The organism is Pseudomonas baetica (assembly GCF_051216495.1).
Lineage (GTDB): Bacteria > Pseudomonadota > Gammaproteobacteria > Pseudomonadales > Pseudomonadaceae > Aquipseudomonas > Aquipseudomonas baetica_B.
Map to the genome: position 1 here is coordinate 1 of NZ_JBPKAM010000120.1, position 16,198 is coordinate 16,198.

The following is a 16,198-nucleotide window of genomic DNA, read 5'->3' on the forward strand; positions in this document are numbered from 1 at the left end:
GACTGACACTACGCCTTCGCGAGCAGGCTCGCTCCCACAAGGGATTTGTGCGGACTCATGGAGATTGATCACCGAATGCCTTTAAACTGCGCCCCATGATTAAAGATCCCTTTGCAAGACTCGGCCTGGACCGCGAAGTCCTGACCGTCAGCCAGCTCAACGGCCGCGCACGGGTGTTGCTTGAAGACGTGTTCAGCAACATCTGGGTCGAAGGCGAAATCTCCAACCTCGCCCGGCCAGCCTCCGGCCACGTGTACTTCACACTCAAGGACAGCGGCGCCCAGGTGCGATGCGCCCTCTTCCGGCAAAACGCTGCGCGGGTACGCCAGGCGTTGAAAGATGGCCTGGCCGTCAAGGTGCGGGGCAAGGTCTCGCTGTTCGAGGGACGCGGCGATTATCAGCTGATCCTCGACACCGTGGAACCCGCCGGTGATGGCGCGCTGCGCCTGGCCTTCGATGCCTTGAAGGAAAAACTCAGCGCCGAAGGCCTGTTCAGTGCCGAACGCAAAGTGCCGTTGCCGGCACATCCGCAACGCATCGGCATCGTGAGTTCGCCCACCGGCGCAGTGATCCGCGACATCATCAGCGTGTTCCGCCGCCGGGCACCACAGGTTCAGTTGACGCTGATCCCCACCGCCGTTCAGGGTCGCGAAGCCACCGCACAAATCGTCCGCGCACTGAAGCTGGCGGATGCCCGCGGCTTCGACGCCTTGATCCTGGCCCGTGGCGGCGGCTCCCTGGAAGACCTCTGGTGTTTCAACGAGGAAGCGGTAGCCCGCGCCGTGGACGCCTGCGTAACGCCGATCGTCAGCGCGGTCGGCCACGAAACCGACGTGTCAATCAGTGACTTCGTGGCCGACGTTCGCGCCCCCACCCCATCTGCCGCCGCCGAGCTGCTGGCACCGGATTCCAGCGATTTGCTGCGCCGTGTCGAAAGCCTGCACCGCCGATTGGTGATGCGCATGCGCGACCGCCTGATGCGCGACCGGCTGCGCCTGGAAGGCATCTCCCGTCGCCTGCGCCACCCTGGCGAACGCCTGCGACAACAAGCACAACGCCTGGACGATCTGGACATGCGCCTGCGCCGTGCCTTCGAGCGCAGCCTCAATACCCGTCGCGAACGCCTGATTCGCTTGGAAACGCGCCTGGCCGGACAACATCCGGGCCGGCAACTGGCGATGCTCCGCCAGCGCCTCGACAGCCTCGCCGAACGCCTGCCCCGGGCCATGCGCGAGGGTTTGAAGAGCCGTCGCCTGCAACTGCAAAGCCAGATGCAGACGCTGCATGTGGTCAGCCCCCTGGCGACCCTCGGTCGTGGCTACAGCATTTTGCTGGACGAGCGCGGCAATGCGATCCGCAGCGCCACTCAAACCCATACCGGCCAGCGCCTGAAGGCCAAGCTGGGCGAAGGCGAGCTACAAGTGCGTGTCGAAGACAATCACCTGACGCCCGTCACCCTTTCTTTACTGGATTGATCCATGCCGCGTTTTCTAGCTTCACTTCTGTTGCTGTGCCTGACGTTCAATGCCCACGCCGACAGTTACATCACGCGCCTGCTGAACAAACCCGTGCCGGGCGGTGTGGCTGTGGTGGATCTCGGGCCCTCCCCCCTGGCGCCCAAAGCCAACTACCAAGGCAAACCTGTGCTGGTGGTCAAGGAGCAGAACAACTGGCTGGCCATCGTCGGCGTGCCGCTGACGGTCAAGCCGGGCGCCCAGTCCATCAACAGCGGCGGCCGCAACCTCAGCTTCACCGTTGGCAATAAGAAGTACCCGGAACAGCGCATCACCCTGAAGAACACGCAACAGGTCAATCCTGACCCGCAGAACCTCAAGCGCATCGAGCGCGAACTGGCCGAACAGGTCGCCGCCTATCGCACCTTCAGCCCGAATACCCCCAGCAACCTGCTGCTGGATAAACCGGTCAACGGCCCATTGTCGAGCAAGTTCGGTGTGCGCCGTTTCTTCAACGGCGAAGAGCGCAATCCCCACTCGGGGCTGGATTTTGCCGTGCCTGCCGGCACACCGATCAAGACTCCGGCCGCGGGCAAGGTAATCCTGATCGGTAATTACTTCTTCAACGGCAACACAGTGTTTGTCGACCATGGCCAGGGCTTTATCAGCATGTTCTGCCACATGTCGAAGATCGATGTGAAGGTTGGGCAGCAGCTGGCTCGCGGTGGCGTGGTCGGCAAGGTCGGAGCGACAGGCCGGGCGACCGGGCCGCATATGCACTGGAATGTCAGCCTCAATGATGCGCGGGTGGATCCGGCGATTTTTATCGGGGCGTTTCAGCCTTAGATTTTCGCTGAGGCTTATGGCCTCTTCGCGAGCTGGCTCGCTCCCACAGGTTTTCAGAGATCCTTGTGGGAGCGAGCCTGCTCGCGAAGACGGTAGCTCTGGCGCCGCCTATTCAGCGTCCAAATCTTCAATCCCGTGGACTTCCCGGTCCGCCAAGCAGTGCTTGATCCACTCCTGAGTCTCTTGCGAGAAGCCGGTCAACTCTTCTGCCTTGATCAACTCCCGCGCACACAACCCAAGCAGGTGCGATCGCGCTTCATGGCGTGAAAACCTGAAGACGCCAAACGCCCAGTACAGCTCTTTTTGCCCGGCCTTCAGCAGTTCCTCGCTGGCATCGATCCGCTCATAGGGCGCGACGCTTTTGTCCAGTACGATCTTTTCGACATCGGACATGATCCGGGTGCACATGCGCTCATGGGCCACCGGACGCAACGCGCAATAAAGTTTCCAATCGGATTCGTTCATCGTCGACTCCTGCTTGCCGAGGCTTTAAGCATAGCCCTGCTACCACGAGCCAATGCTTAAAGCCCCGATTGCGCATCACCCAAACCCTGCGCAAACAACCATAAGCCTAGGTAAATACACAGCAATAAAATCTCGATAAACCGGCACTGACGAGTATTCCTCTCAATTTTTCCCGACTGCTTGCCATCCTTCCCTACGGCGGTTAGGGTTGAAGACATGAAAACCTCTCACACCCTCATTCAGCTCCGTCAGCACCGCAGTCTGTGCCTTGTCAGTGCACGACTGCCGGGCTGAATCGCGGCGCCTCGTCTCACGCTTTACCCCCAGAACATTTGATCCACCGGCAGGCCGCCTTTTTTCGGCCCACACAATAAGGATTTCCCGATGAGCATGCTCAAAGACCCGTCTTCGAAATACCGCGCGTTTCCTGTGATCAACCTGCCGGACCGTACCTGGCCATCGAAGACCATCACCACCGCCCCGATCTGGTGCAGCTCCGACCTGCGCGACGGCAACCAGTCGCTGATCGAACCGATGGATTCGGCCAAAAAGCTGCGTTTCTGGAAAACCCTGGTGCAGGTCGGCGTGAAAGAAATCGAGGCCTCCTTCCCTTCCGCTTCGCAAACCGATTTCGACTTCGTCCGTACGCTGATCGAAGACGGTCATATCCCGGACGACACCACCATCCAGGTATTGACCCAGGCACGTGAAGATTTGATCGCGCGCACGTTCGAATCCCTGCGTGGCGCGAAAAAGGCCATCGTTCACCTGTACAACGCCACTTCTCCTTCTTTCCGCCGCATTGTCTTCAATCAGGACACGGACGGGGTCAAGGAAATCGCCGTGAACGCGGCCAAGCTGTTCGTCAAATATGCCGCTCAGCAGCCCGAAACAGAGTGGACCTTCCAATACTCCCCGGAAACCTTTAGTGCCACTGAGCTCGAGGTCGCCAAGGAAGTCTGCGACGCGGTGATCGAAGTCTGGAACCCGACGCCCGAGCGCAAGGTCATCCTCAACCTGCCGGCCACCGTCGAATGCGCGACCCCGAACATCTATGCCGACCAGATCGAATGGTTCGGTCGTCACATCAGCCGTCGTGACAGCGTCATCATCAGCCTGCACACCCACAACGACCGTGGTACCGGCGTAGCCGCTACCGAACTGGGTCTGATGGCTGGTGCCGACCGTGTCGAAGGCTGCCTGTTCGGCAACGGCGAGCGTACCGGTAACGTCGACCTCGTGACCGTAGCGCTGAACATGTACACCCAAGGCCTGAACCCTGAGCTGGACTTCTCCGACATCGACGGTGTGCGCAAGGTCGTCGAAGAGTGCAACCAGATCGCGGTTCACCCGCGTCACCCGTATGTTGGCGACCTGGTACACACCGCATTCTCTGGCTCCCACCAGGACGCGATCCGCAAAGGCTTCGCCCAGCAGAAATCCGATGCCCTGTGGGAAGTGCCTTACCTGCCGATCGACCCGGCCGACATCGGCCGCAGCTACGAGGCGGTCATCCGCGTCAACAGCCAGTCGGGCAAGGGCGGCATCGCCTACCTGCTGGAGCAGGAATACGGCATCAGCCTGCCGCGTCGCATGCAGATCGAGTTCAGCCAGGTCGTTCAGCGTGAAACCGATCGCCTGGGCTTGGAAATGACCGCCCAACAGATCCACGAGCTGCTGCGCAGCGAATACTTGCAAGCCAATACACCGTACGCGCTGGTCAGCCATCGCCTGCAGGAAGAAAACGGCCACAGTGCCGTCGAAGTGGAAGTAGCCAGCAAAGGCCAAGGCGAAACCAACCTGCACTGGCGCGGCAAGGGCAACGGCGCCCTGGAAGCGCTGGTGGCCGGCTTGCCGATTCCGGTGGAAATCATGGACTACAACGAACACGCCATCGGCGCGGGCACCAATGCCAAGGCCGCGGCCTACATTGAACTGCGAGTGAATGGCGAGCGTGCGGTGCATGGCGTCGGCATCGACGAAAACATCACCACCGCCAGCTTCAAGGCTCTGTTCAGCGCGCTGAACCGCTCCCTGAGCCAGCCGGAAGCCAAAGCGGCGTAAGCTTCGCTGCAATGCAAAAGGCCCCGAGGTGTGAACCTCGGGGCCTTTTTGCTTGCCTGTGATCTTAGTGTTGCCTGTACTGCCCCTTTCGCGAGCAGGCTCGCTCCCACAGAGGATCGAGTACAGCCGCAGAAGTCAGCTCGGTTTTCAGGCCGCCTCGATCGGGATCAGTGGCCGACATCTTGCAATTGCGGCCAAAGCTGCGCCCAATCCTTCGCCCAGCAACATTGATGGGTATACCCGGAAATGACCCTGACACTGGCCATACTTGTCTTGGGGTAAGCCGCGACAAATCGCGTTGCCAACACTGGCGGCACTACGCTGTCGTCTGCGCCGCTCAGGTGTGTCTGCGGGATCTTCGCCAATGCCGTCAACTGAGCGACCGGATTCAAGGAGCCGTCCAGCGGGCGGACGTGGTGGTATTCGGTCCACGCATCAGGGTCGAGATTACCGGCCACCGTAATGATGTTTCGCACATCGTTGCGCCGTGCGGCGAGCAACAGGGCCAAGGCCCCTCCCCCGGAATACCCGACCAAGGTCACCCGTTGCGCACCCGCCTGCGCTTTGAGCTTGTCGACCGCCTGGTCGAGGCTGGCGACCACTTCTTCGGCGAAACGTGCGTGGGTCCAGTAGCGTTGGCCACAGTGGCTCTGATCGGCCAGGAACTGGCAAGGGCGCGCCAGATAGGCGGCGTTCCCCGAGGGCTGTGCCAAGGCTAACCGCAAGCCCACCGGGTTGACGGGCGTGGGGTCGCTTGAAGGTTGACTGGCGCTGATCCAGGCAAAGCCGTCGCCTTCGAGGTAAACCGTCAGGTGCTCGTCCTGGTTGAAGATGTCGGGAATGAAGGCTTGAAGGTTGAATGTCGATGTTGCGATGTCAGTGCCGTGCCAATGCTGGGCCTGCGCCAGCGAAATGGCTGCCTGACGGCGCTCGCCGGGAACCGGAACGGAAACACACGCGGCCAGCAACAACAACGCCGCGCCGGGCAGCGCCTTGCGCGCGACGTGTCTGCCAAGTGCGCGCAGTGCTCGCCAAGGCATCGAGGGAGGAGCGTCGTTGTACATGCTGCGTATCCGCGCCTTTCCAGGAAAGCCAAAATTAACTATCGTTCCGCTCTCGCGAATGGGCATGTTATCGAATCCGTTTGGTAACTTGTTGATTCCCTCATCAGACTTTGACGATCTGCCCAACGCCTATGGAACCCCTGCTCAACGACCGCCTGGACTGGAACCTGCTGCGCACCTTTCGGGTGATCGGCCAGGAGCTGAGCATCAGCCGCGCCGCCGCCCGCCTGCACCTGACGCAACCTGCGGTGAGCCAGGCACTCAAGCGCCTGGAAGAACAGCTGGGCCGGCAACTGATCGCCCGTCGCGGACCGCGCTTTGCCTTGACTGAAGTCGGTGAGCAGATCTTCGCCCTGGCCGGGGAAATCTACGGGCAGATGTCCCAGGTCAGCAGCGTGCTGGAAACACCGGCCGACGAAGTGATCGGCAAGGTGCGCCTATTGATCATCAGCCGGATCTTTTCCGAGCGCTTCGATGACTTCCTCGCAGACTTCCATCGCCAACACCCGCGTGTGGATCTGGAAGTCGAGGTGATGCGCAGTTCCGACATCGTCAGTGCCTTGCAGGAAAAAACCGCGACCCTCGGCCTGAGCCTCAACCGCCGCCCGCAACCGCGCCTGGAACAACGCCTGTTCCTGCGCCAGCGTTATGCGTTTTTCTGCGGCAAGCATCACGCCCTGTTCGGCCAACGGGACGTCGCCGAAGGGGATTTGCAGCGGGAGAATTTTGTCAGTTTCACCAGTGACCAGATCGGCGGCATGCTGTCACCGCTGACGATTTTTCGCGATCAACAGGGTTTCAGCGGACGCATCGTCGCCTCATCGCCGAGCCTGGAGGAAGTCCGGCGACTGGTGATCGCCGGCTTCGGTATCGGCTGCTTGCCCGAACACGTGGTGGCGGCCGACGTCGACGCCGGATTGCTCTGGCGCCTGCCGCCCCACGAAGGGATCGCCGATGTGGACATTCACTTGCTGTGGAACCGCGAACAGCGCATGAGCCGTGCCGAGACGATCTTTCTGGAAAGCCTTCAACAACGGCTGACGGACTAGACCCGCAGGACCTGCGCCACCGGTTCTCCTGCACGCAAGCGTTCAAGCAGACGCGGCTCGGCGCGATCCGAGGCCAGCGCCTGCTCGATGACAGACGCTGCGGTTGCCGTGTCGAGAAACAGCACGCCATTGTCGTCCGCCAGCACCCAATCCCCCGGCTGCACCGTCACGCCCGCGCAGTGAATCGGCTGATTGATCTCACTGTCTCCACGCCCGTGCAACTTGGTGGTCAACAGGCTGGTGCCACGGGCGAACACCGGCAACCCGGCTTCACGCAGTTCCAGCAGGTCCGTCACGGCACCGTCGACCACTATCGCCACTGCGCCTGCGCAACGGGCCGCGCAACTGGTAACCGCGCCGACCGGTGCATGGCGGTGATCGCCATCGGTGTCGATCACCAGCACATCGCCCGGCCTGATTCGCGCCAGTGCCTGGTTGACGGCGATGGCATCGGCGCCCACCAGTTTCAGGGTCAACGCACGCCCGACCACTTTCACGTTGGGTACCATGGCCCTCAATTGCGAGTCGGCAAAACCCTCTTCGAGAAAATGCCCGAGGGTCGGAAAACTCACCGCCTTGAGCTGTTCAATCAATTGCGACTCATCCATGTTGCGGCTCCTTGTGAATCAATTCGGCGACACAGTCGATCTCCAGCGACACGCCCCACAACGCCACGCACACCGTGGTGCGGGCCGGTGGCGCGTGACCGAGAAACTCGCGATACACCGCGTTGAACGGTTCCAGTTGCGCCGGATCGGTCAGGTAGGCGTTGACCTTGATCACATGGCTGAAATCGGAGCCCGCTTCGATCAGGATCGCCTCCAGGTTGCGCAAGGTTTGCCGCACCTGTTCGGGAAAATCCTCGGGCTGTTCGTCCAGATTGCTGCGGGCGGGAATCTGCCCGGCGGTGAACACCAGGTGGCCGCTGACCACCGCTTGAGAGTAAGGGCCGACCGGGCCGATGTAGCCCGGGGCCGATTGAATTCTGCGCATGGGTTTAACTCCTGGAGTCAAGCTGTAGCCGATTTAAAGGGTTTGCCAGGGGCCGCATCATCCGTCGGCACTGTGCGGGGGATTTCGCTGATGTCTTGCTTGAAGGTCTCGGTCAGCAGCAACAGCGCCACCAGGGAGATCAATGCCGCGCCGATCATGTACCAGGCTACCGAGGACCCCTTCCCCGTTGCCGCGAGCAGAGCGGTGGTGACAATCGGTGTGGCCGCGCTGCCCAGCAGCCCGGACAACATGTAGCTGATCGACAACCCCGAGTAACGCACGCGGGTACCGAACAATTCAGCGAGGAAAGTCGCAATCGGCCCGTAATTGGCAGCGAACGCGGTCATCAATAACAGGTAGCCGAAGACCACCATCGACAGCTCTTTGGTGTCCATCAACCAGAACATCGGAAACGCCACCAGCGCTTCGGCAATGATGCCGCCGACAATGATCGGCTTGCGTCCGAAACGATCCGACAGCGCACCGAACACCGGCAACATGACGATGCACCAGGCGCACGACAGCAGCACCACACCGAGCATCACGCTGCGGCTGAAGCCGAGATTCTGCGTGCCATAGGTCAGGCCAAAGGCGACGATGATGTTGAACGATGCGCCGGTAGACATGGTGGCAATGCCGCCCAGCACCACTTGCTTCCAATACTTGCGGAACACTTCGGCCAGGGGCATTTTCACCTGCACTTCGGCTTCCTTGACCTTGTTGAAAGCCGGGGTTTCCGAGATGTTCAGGCGGATGTACAAACCGACGGCGATCAACAGCACGCTGGCAAGAAACGGGATGCGCCAGCCCCAGGCCAACAAGTCTTCAGGGGACATGCAGGCAGCGATCACCAGGAACGCCAGGTTGGCGATCAAGGTCCCCGCCGGCACGCCGATCTGCACCAACGAACCATAGAGGCCACGCTTGTTGGCCGGCGCATGTTCCACCGCCATCAACACCGCCCCGCCCCACTCACCGCCGAGCGCCAGGCCCTGGACTACCCGCAATAGCAACAACAGGATCGGCGCCCAGATGCCGATGGTGGCGAAGTCCGGTAACAGGCCGATGGCGAAGGTTGCCGCGCCCATGGTCAGCAGCGAAATCAACAGCATCGACTTGCGTCCCAGCCGATCACCGAAATGCCCGAACAACGCCGCGCCGACAATCCGCGCCAGGTACGCCGAAGCAAAAGTGCCGAAGGCCAGCAACGTCCCGATCAACGGAACGAAATCTGGAAAGAACACTTTATTGAACACCAGCGCCGACGCTGTGGCGAACACAAACAAGTCGTACCACTCCACGGTGGTGCCGATCACACTGGCCACCGCAACTTTTTTCATGCTGATTGCAACTTCCGGTGGTGCACCGGACTTTTCTGCGGACGATAGATCGCTCATCACTGACTCCAGGAATTTATTTAATTGTTTTGAACTGGCAGTAAAACGGTTGAGGCGAAGGTTGTTGTTATGGCTGGTGGGGGAAGCTAGTTCTTATCGGTTATGCAATCCCCCTGTAGGAGCGAGCAGGCTCGCGATGGTCGTTAACGATTACGCGTGTTTACTTGTTAAACGCGGTGTTCTTGGGTTCATCGCGAGCATGCTCACTTCTACAGGGGGGATGGTGTGTTGGTTCAATATCCCAATAGTCGATCGGCACAGTTGAGTAACGGCTTGCCGGCATTCAGGCGACGGAAATTTTCCGCCACTTGCTCGGCAATGCAGTCATGGGACGCCGCCGAAGCCATGTGCGGGGTGATGGTCACACCGGGCATCGTCCAGAGTCGGTGGTCGATCGGCAGTGGCTCCTGCTCGAAGACATCCAGCAAGGCACCGCGCAGTTGCCCTCGCTTGAGCGCTTGTTCGAGGTCGTCGATATTCAGATGCCCACCCCGTCCGCAATTGACCAGTGCAGCACCGTTGGCCAATCGCTCGAACGTGGCGCTGCCGAGGATGCCGCGGGTTTCGCTGGTCAGCGGCAGCAGGTTGATCAGCAACTCCACGCCATCGAGAAACGGGTTCAGATTTTGTGCTCCGGCAAAAGTGTGCACACCGGGCAAATCCTTGTCGCGCCGCGCCCAGCCACGCACGTCGTAACCTGCAGCAGCCAGATCCAGGGCAATGGCGCTGCCCAGAGAACCGAGCCCCATCACGCCGACCTTGAATTGCCCCGCCGCCCGTTGCAGTGGCCGCTCCCAATGATGTTGCCGTTGTTGCGACAACACCTGATCGAAGCCACGGTGATAGTGAATCACCGCCCAGCGCACGTACTCGGTCATGCCTTGTCGGTGGCCCGGATCGACCACGCGGCAGATCGGCAAGTCCGGGCACGACGGGTCGTGTTCCAGATGATCAATACCGGCGGCCACCGAGTGAATAACCTGCAGATTCGGCAACGCAGCAAGACTGCCGGGCAACGGAAACCAGCACGCTGCCATTTGTGCATCGACTGCCTGCGGATCATCGGCCAGCACCGTCGTCAGTTGCGGCGCACTGCGGGCGAATGCGGCCTGCAGTTGTTTGAGCAGCAAGTTATCGCGTGACAGCAGGACCACGGTGTTGATGACTGCGCTCATGACAAATAGGACTCGCGCTGGGACTCGATCAGGGTCAGAGCGGCCTCCCAGGCCAGGTCGATGATGTTGTCTTGCTCATCACGGTCGAACTGTTCAGCGGTGTGCGCGCAAACTTCCGGCGACGGATAATGCAAGGCCGAACCACCGGCCAGCGCCTGGACTTGAGCCTGGCAGGCACGCTCGAGAAAGTGGATCTCCTGGAACGCCTGGGCCACACCCGAGCCACCGACCAGCAGGCCATGATTGCGCAGGATCATTGCCCGGTGCGGGCCAAGGTCGGCGATCAGGCGCTCTCGCTCATCCAGCGACAATGCGATGCCTTCATAGGTGTGATAGGCCAGCTTGCCGTAGAACTTCAGCGCATGCTGAGTGATAGGCAGCAAGCCTTGTTTCTGCGCCGCGACCGCCATGCCGGCCGCCGTGTGGGTGTGAATCACGCAGTTCAGGTCCGGGCGCGCCATGTGGATCGCCGAGTGAATGACGAAGCCGGCAGCGTTGACCCGATGCCCCTCATAGGCCGGATCGACCACCCGCCCTTCCTGATCGATGCGCACCAGATCGGAGGCGCGCATGCGGTCGAAGATCACGCCATAGCGGTTGATCAAAAAGTGATGCTCAGGCCCCGGTATGCGCAGGGTGATGTGGGTGTCGATCAGATCGGTCATGCGAAAGTGCGCGACCAGTCGATATAACGCAGCCAGTTCGCAGCGGGCTTGCCATTCAACCGGGTCCATGTGTGCGGGTTTACTCACGAATACACCTCTTTAGCAGCGTGGGTGACGACCGGGTTGGCGCGCAGGCGAGCCAGACCGCAAACACCGATCAGGGACAGGGCCGAGAGCAAGGTGAAGAACACCGCCAGCGGTAACCATTGTCCGGAAAACTTGCTGGCCAGCAGCGTACCGATCAGCGGCGTAGTGCCGCCGGCCACGGCGCAGGCCAGTTGGTAAGCGATGGAGATCCCCGAGTAGCGCAGATGTACCGGGAAAGCTTGGGTCATGTACCCGGCAATCACCGCATACAGCGCCGAAAGAATCACCACGGCCATAGCGATGCCGAGGGTCATCAACAGAATGTTTTGCGTGCCCACCAGCAGGAACATCGGGTAAGGCGTAACCATGCACAACAGCGCGACCAACTTGAGGAAACGGTCTTCGCCGATGCGTTCGGCCAGCAGCGCCGAGACCGGTTGGGAGAGCAACTGAATGATGGTCACCAGGAACAGACAATCGAGAATCGTCGAGCGTGCGATGCCCTGGTACTGGGTCACATAAGTGATCATGAAGGTGTTGGTGAAGAAGAAGCCCGCCGAGCCAATGGTCACGGCAGCGGCGGCGAACAGGATCTGCCGCCAGCAGGTGCGGATCACGTCCATCACCGGGTATTTCGCGGTTTCGTTGTTGTCCTGAGCCTTGGCGAACTCGGGTGACTCATGTACGCCGGAACGGATCAACAAACCCACCATCATCAGCACGCCGCTGAAGAGGAACGGCAGACGCCAGCCCCAGGCGAGGAAATCATCCGGTTCAAGAGAGGTGACCAGGCGAAAGGCGATCAATGCCAACAGCAAACCGGCGGGACTGCCCAGTTGGGCGAACGATGCGTAGAAGGTCTTGCGTTTGGCTGGCGCGTGCTCGCTGGCCATCAGCACTGCGCCGCCCCACTCGCCGCCGACGGAAATGCCCTGGATCAGACGCAACACGATCAAGCCGATCGGTGCCCAGATGCCGGCACTGGCGTAGCTGGGCAACAGGCCAATGCCTGCCGTCGCGATCCCCATCAGGGCCATGGTCACCAGCAACATCTTCTTGCGACCGAGACGATCACCCAAATGACCGAACACCATCCCGGCCATCGGACGGGCAATGAAGCCAACGGCGAAACTGCCGAAGGCGGCCAGGGTGCTCATCACCGGATCGCTGCTGGGAAAGAACACTTGCCCAAGTACCAGCGCCGCCGCGGTGGCGTAGATGTAGAAATCGTAGAACTCGATGGTCGTGCCAATGAAGGCGGCGGCCGCGGCTCGGCGCGGTTGGGGGGTGGTGTGCATGCAAGGACCCTGTGTACTTATAGTTTTGGGCAGGTGTTAAGGCATTGACGGTTGCGCTCTGTGGCGCTTGTGGGCTTTATCGCTTCCGTGCCAGGATTAGTCAATTTTCAAATCCTTATCTTTACTATTAGCCCTGCTACTACATGGATTTTTATGTCCTCCACAACGAACCCGTGGGTGGGTCGGCGCTTTCTGAATGATCGCCTTGACTGGAACCTGCTCCGCACCTATCTGGTCATCGGCCAGGAAGGCAGCATGAGCCGCGCGGCTGCCCGCCTGCACATCACGCAGTCGGCGGTTAGCCAGGCGCTGAAACGTCTTGAAGAGCAGTTGGAGTGCGTGTTGATTGCCCGCAGCGGTCGGCGCTTCGATCTGACGGAAACCGGGGAAGAAGTCCTGCGTATTGCGGCGGATATCTACGGGGATATTTCGCGTTTGGGCACTGTGGTGGAGAGTCGCCACGATGACGTAGTGGGCAAGATCCGCATCCTCACCGTCAGCGGCGTCCAGGCACGGCATTACGATGATTTTCTCGCCGACTTCCATGAAACCCATCCGAAAATCGAGTTGGAAGTCGAAGTGATGGGCAGCTCGAACATCATCAGTTCGTTGCTGCAAAAGACCGCGACCATCGGCGTCGGCCTGTGCCGCTTACCCCAGCCGCGACTGGAACAGCGGGTGTTGTTTCGCGAGACCTATGCCTACTTTTGCGGACAGCGTCATCGGTTATTCGGGCAGGAAAATCTGACGCTGGAACAGTTGGCCGCTGAAAACTTTGTCAGCTTCACCAGCGATCAGTTGGGTGGCAATCTGTCCCCTTTGACCCTGTTTCGCGACCAGCAAGGTTTCACTGGCAAGATCGTCGCGTCTTCCACCAGTTTCGAGGAGATTTACCGTCTGATCTGCGCAGGTTACGGGATTGGCGCCCTACCGACACATCTGGTGCGCCGAGATGTCGAGCAAGGTGTGCTCTGGCGCTTGCCGCCGGAAGATGGGGTGGTGGATTTCGATATCCAGCTGTTGTGGAATCGCGAACAGAAAATGAGCCAGGCCGAAACGGTGTTCCTGGAGAGCTTCCAGCACATGCTCAGCATTCGTGAGCCTGTGCTGTGAAGCCTCGATGATTCAGACGTGGGGATTTCCCGGCGCCTTGCTTGGCGTCGCGTATTGCGGCTTCAGGTGGCCGTCCTGATCGAGTAGCCAGGCGTCCATGATCTGCCGTACCACGGGTCCGGCGACGCGCCCGCCGGCCTCGCCGTTTTCGATCATCACTGAAATCACAATCTTGGGATGCTCGGCCGGAGCGAACCCCACGAACAAGGCATTGTCGCGATTGCGCTCACGGGTTTTCTCCCGGTTGTAACGCTCACCCTGCTTGATCGCCACCACCTGTGCAGTGCCGCTCTTGCCAGCGATACGGTACTGCGCCCCCGCCGCTGCCGCGCGGGCAATACCGCGGGCATCGTGCATCACCATCTGCATGCCGTGGTTGACCTGCTCCCAGTCACGCGGGTCCTTGAGGAGAATGTTCGGCATCGGATGCTCGTCCACCGGCGCGACGCCATCCACGGTCTGCGCCAGATGCGGACGGTTCCACACACCCTTGTTGGCAATCAGTGCTGTGGCCTGGGCCAGCTGTAGCGGCGTGACCTGCATGTAGCCCTGGCCGATACCCAGAATGACGGTCTCGCCCGGAAACCACGCCTGACGGCGTGTGGCACGTTTCCAGGCCTGGGATGGCATCAGACCTGGCGATTCTTCATACATGTCCAGGGAGACCTTCTCACCCAGCCCAAACATCGCCATGTAATCGTGCAGGCGATCGATCCCCAGTTTGTGAGCCAAATCGTAGAAGTAGGTGTCGTTGGAACGCATGATCGCCGCGTCCATATCCACCCAGCCGTCGCCGCTGTGGTTCCAGTTGCGGTACTTGTGATCGAAATCCGGGAGCTGGTAGTACCCCGGATCGAATACTCGTGTCTGGGGTGTGACGACGCCGGCGTCGAGACCGGCAATCGCCACTTCCGGTTTGATGGTCGAGCCCGGCGCGTAGAGACCGCGCAGTACACGGTTGAACAGCGGCCGGTCGATGGAGTCGCGCAGCGTGGAGTATTCCTTGGAACTGATACCGGTGACGAACAGGTTCGGGTCGAAACTCGGGTTGCTGACCATGGCCAGCACTTCACCGGTCGACGGGTCGAGTGCGACCACCGAACCACGACGGTCACCCAAGGCTTGCTCGGCGGCCTCCTGAAGTTTGACGTCGAGGCTCAGTACGATGTTTTTGCCGGGAACCGGGTCGGTGTGCTTGAGCACTCGCAGCACACGGCCCTGGGCATTGGTTTCGACCTCTTCGTATCCGACATGGCCGTGCAGCTCCGACTCGTAGAACTTCTCGATGCCGGTCTTGCCGATGGATTGGGTGCCTCGGTACTCCACCGAATCCAAGGCCTTGGATTCTTTCTCGTTGATGCGCCCGACATAGCCGACCGAATGAGCGAAGTGTTCGCCCAGTGGGTAATGACGCACGAATTGCGGCTCGACATCGATACCCGGCAATCGGAATTCATTAACCGCGAGCACCGCGATCTGTTCTTCAGTTAATTCGTAGAACAACGTCACAGGCACGAACGGGTGCCGTGCCTGTTTCATGGCCCTGTCGAACAGCGTGCGATCTTCAGCCGGCAGGTGCAACAGGTTGACCACTTCGTCCAGTTCCTCTTTGACATCCGTGGCGCGTTCGCGGGTGATGGTCAGGTTGTAACTGGGCCGGTTGTCCGCGAGAACCACGCCATTGCGGTCATAGATCAAGCCCCGGGTTGGCGTGATCGGCAAGACGTGGACCCGGTTGTTTTCTGAGATCGTTGAGTGGTAGTCAAACTCGACAACCTGGAGGATGTACATGCGCACCACCAGCGCGCAGGTAATGGCGACGACGAACAAGGCGCAGGCCATCAGCCGTTTGTTTACCAGGCGCCTTTCTGTTTCGTGGTCCTTGATCGGAATCGGTTCGGGCATTTCTTCGGCAACTCGTTGAAAAGACGGTGCCAATCCATGGGCCGCAAATCAGTCCTTAGAAAAGGAGTTGCACCCTATCAAAAACCGACCAGTCAATTGAGGGGGATTTCCTCCAACGGCGGTCATGGAGGGTGAAGAGTTTTTCATCTTGGCGGTGGAGTACACGGACTGCCGAGGTTTCTCTGATGATGGTGTCGCGTAGGAACAGTCATCGGACCGTCCCTTACGGCATGTCACTTTCCTGCGGGCAAAACAAAACCCCAACTGCTTTCGCAATTGGGGTTTCGGAATTTAATCTTGACGATGACCTACTCTCACATGGGGAAACCCCACACTACCATCGGCGATGCATCGTTTCACTTCTGAGTTCGGGATGGGATCAGGTGGTTCCAATGCTCTATGGTCGTCAAGAAATTCTTGAGCTGACGCGTCTTGCGACGTTCCAGCAAATTGGGTATGTGACAGCTTTGTGTGTTGTGCGAACTTTCGGTTCTTGCGTCTTCACACACCGCAATCTGGCCTCTGTCGAGTTCACAAATTGCTTGGGTGTTATATGGTCAAGCCTCACGGGCAATTAGTATCGGTTAGCTCAACGCCTCACAGCGCTTACACACCCGACCTAT

Annotated in this window: 14 protein-coding genes and 1 rRNA gene; 5 read left to right on the top strand and 10 right to left on the bottom strand. The window is 60.0% G+C overall.

Annotated features, from left to right (window positions below):
* Nucleotides 1-95 precede the first annotated feature (95 nt).
* Nucleotides 96-1,475, top strand: coding sequence for an exodeoxyribonuclease VII large subunit (gene xseA, locus ACSFE6_RS27385; protein ID WP_435430524.1), 1,380 nt, complete (start codon nucleotides 96-98; stop codon nucleotides 1,473-1,475).
* Between the two features lie 3 nt (nucleotides 1,476-1,478).
* Nucleotides 1,479-2,300 (top strand): peptidoglycan DD-metalloendopeptidase family protein, encoded by an 822-nt coding sequence (locus ACSFE6_RS27390; RefSeq protein WP_435430525.1) that lies wholly within the window; start codon nucleotides 1,479-1,481, stop codon nucleotides 2,298-2,300.
* A 108-nt stretch (nucleotides 2,301-2,408) separates the two neighbouring features.
* Here ACSFE6_RS27390 and ACSFE6_RS27395 read toward each other — a convergent pair whose 3' ends face one another.
* The gene (locus ACSFE6_RS27395; RefSeq protein WP_435430526.1) at nucleotides 2,409-2,765 is read right to left on the bottom strand and encodes a hypothetical protein; all 357 of its coding nucleotides are present in this window, start codon (nucleotides 2,763-2,765) and stop codon (nucleotides 2,409-2,411) included.
* Nucleotides 2,766-3,149: 384 nt separating this feature from the next.
* Between ACSFE6_RS27395 and leuA the strand changes: the two genes are divergently transcribed.
* Nucleotides 3,150-4,829, top strand: a complete 1,680-nt coding sequence (leuA, locus tag ACSFE6_RS27400) for a 2-isopropylmalate synthase (protein WP_435430527.1) — start codon at nucleotides 3,150-3,152, stop codon at nucleotides 4,827-4,829.
* Between the two features lie 167 nt (nucleotides 4,830-4,996).
* Here leuA and ACSFE6_RS27405 read toward each other — a convergent pair whose 3' ends face one another.
* The gene (locus ACSFE6_RS27405; RefSeq protein WP_435430528.1) at nucleotides 4,997-5,893 is read right to left on the bottom strand and encodes an alpha/beta fold hydrolase; all 897 of its coding nucleotides are present in this window, start codon (nucleotides 5,891-5,893) and stop codon (nucleotides 4,997-4,999) included.
* Nucleotides 5,894-6,024: 131 nt separating this feature from the next.
* On the opposite strand from ACSFE6_RS27405, the gene ACSFE6_RS27410 reads away from it, so the two are divergent.
* On the top strand, nucleotides 6,025-6,942 hold the full coding sequence (locus tag ACSFE6_RS27410) for a LysR family transcriptional regulator (protein ID WP_435430529.1): 918 nt from the start codon (nucleotides 6,025-6,027) through the stop codon (nucleotides 6,940-6,942).
* On the opposite strand, the gene ACSFE6_RS27415 is transcribed toward ACSFE6_RS27410, so the two are convergent.
* The 6 genes from ACSFE6_RS27415 to ACSFE6_RS27440 form a co-directional block, all read right to left on the bottom strand.
* The gene (locus ACSFE6_RS27415) at nucleotides 6,939-7,550 is read right to left on the bottom strand and encodes an RraA family protein (RefSeq protein ID WP_435430530.1); all 612 of its coding nucleotides are present in this window, start codon (nucleotides 7,548-7,550) and stop codon (nucleotides 6,939-6,941) included. The two genes, ACSFE6_RS27410 and ACSFE6_RS27415, sit on opposite strands and share 4 nt — an antisense overlap.
* Complete coding sequence (locus ACSFE6_RS27420; protein ID WP_435430531.1) at nucleotides 7,543-7,935, bottom strand: RidA family protein; 393 nt, start codon at nucleotides 7,933-7,935, stop codon at nucleotides 7,543-7,545. Before ACSFE6_RS27420 ends, ACSFE6_RS27415 begins: the two co-directional genes overlap by 8 nt.
* Nucleotides 7,936-7,952: 17 nt before the next feature.
* Nucleotides 7,953-9,332 (bottom strand): MFS transporter, encoded by a 1,380-nt coding sequence (locus ACSFE6_RS27425; RefSeq protein ID WP_435430532.1) that lies wholly within the window; start codon nucleotides 9,330-9,332, stop codon nucleotides 7,953-7,955.
* A gap of 233 nt (nucleotides 9,333-9,565) precedes the next feature.
* Nucleotides 9,566-10,507 (bottom strand): 2-hydroxyacid dehydrogenase, encoded by a 942-nt coding sequence (locus tag ACSFE6_RS27430; RefSeq protein WP_435430533.1) that lies wholly within the window; start codon nucleotides 10,505-10,507, stop codon nucleotides 9,566-9,568.
* Nucleotides 10,504-11,259, bottom strand: a complete 756-nt coding sequence (locus ACSFE6_RS27435; protein WP_435430534.1) for a class II aldolase/adducin family protein — start codon at nucleotides 11,257-11,259, stop codon at nucleotides 10,504-10,506. Before ACSFE6_RS27435 ends, ACSFE6_RS27430 begins: the two co-directional genes overlap by 4 nt.
* Nucleotides 11,256-12,557 carry an MFS transporter gene (locus tag ACSFE6_RS27440; protein WP_435430535.1) on the bottom strand — a complete coding sequence of 434 codons (1,302 nt, stop codon included), beginning with the start codon at nucleotides 12,555-12,557 and terminating at the stop codon, nucleotides 11,256-11,258. The genes ACSFE6_RS27435 and ACSFE6_RS27440 overlap by 4 nt, the downstream gene beginning before the upstream one ends.
* A gap of 153 nt (nucleotides 12,558-12,710) precedes the next feature.
* Here ACSFE6_RS27440 and ACSFE6_RS27445 point away from each other — a divergent pair, with 153 nt between their 5' ends.
* Nucleotides 12,711-13,670: a LysR family transcriptional regulator gene (locus ACSFE6_RS27445; RefSeq protein ID WP_435430536.1), complete on the top strand. Its 960-nt coding sequence runs from the start codon at nucleotides 12,711-12,713 to the stop codon at nucleotides 13,668-13,670.
* 12 nt (nucleotides 13,671-13,682) lie between these two features.
* Here ACSFE6_RS27445 and mrdA read toward each other — a convergent pair whose 3' ends face one another.
* Nucleotides 13,683-15,575: a penicillin-binding protein 2 gene (mrdA, locus tag ACSFE6_RS27450; protein WP_435430537.1), complete on the bottom strand. Its 1,893-nt coding sequence runs from the start codon at nucleotides 15,573-15,575 to the stop codon at nucleotides 13,683-13,685.
* Nucleotides 15,576-15,870: 295 nt separating this feature from the next.
* Nucleotides 15,871-15,986: ribosomal RNA gene (gene rrf, locus ACSFE6_RS27455) — 5S ribosomal RNA — on the bottom strand.
* Between the last annotated feature and the right edge of the window lie 212 nt (nucleotides 15,987-16,198).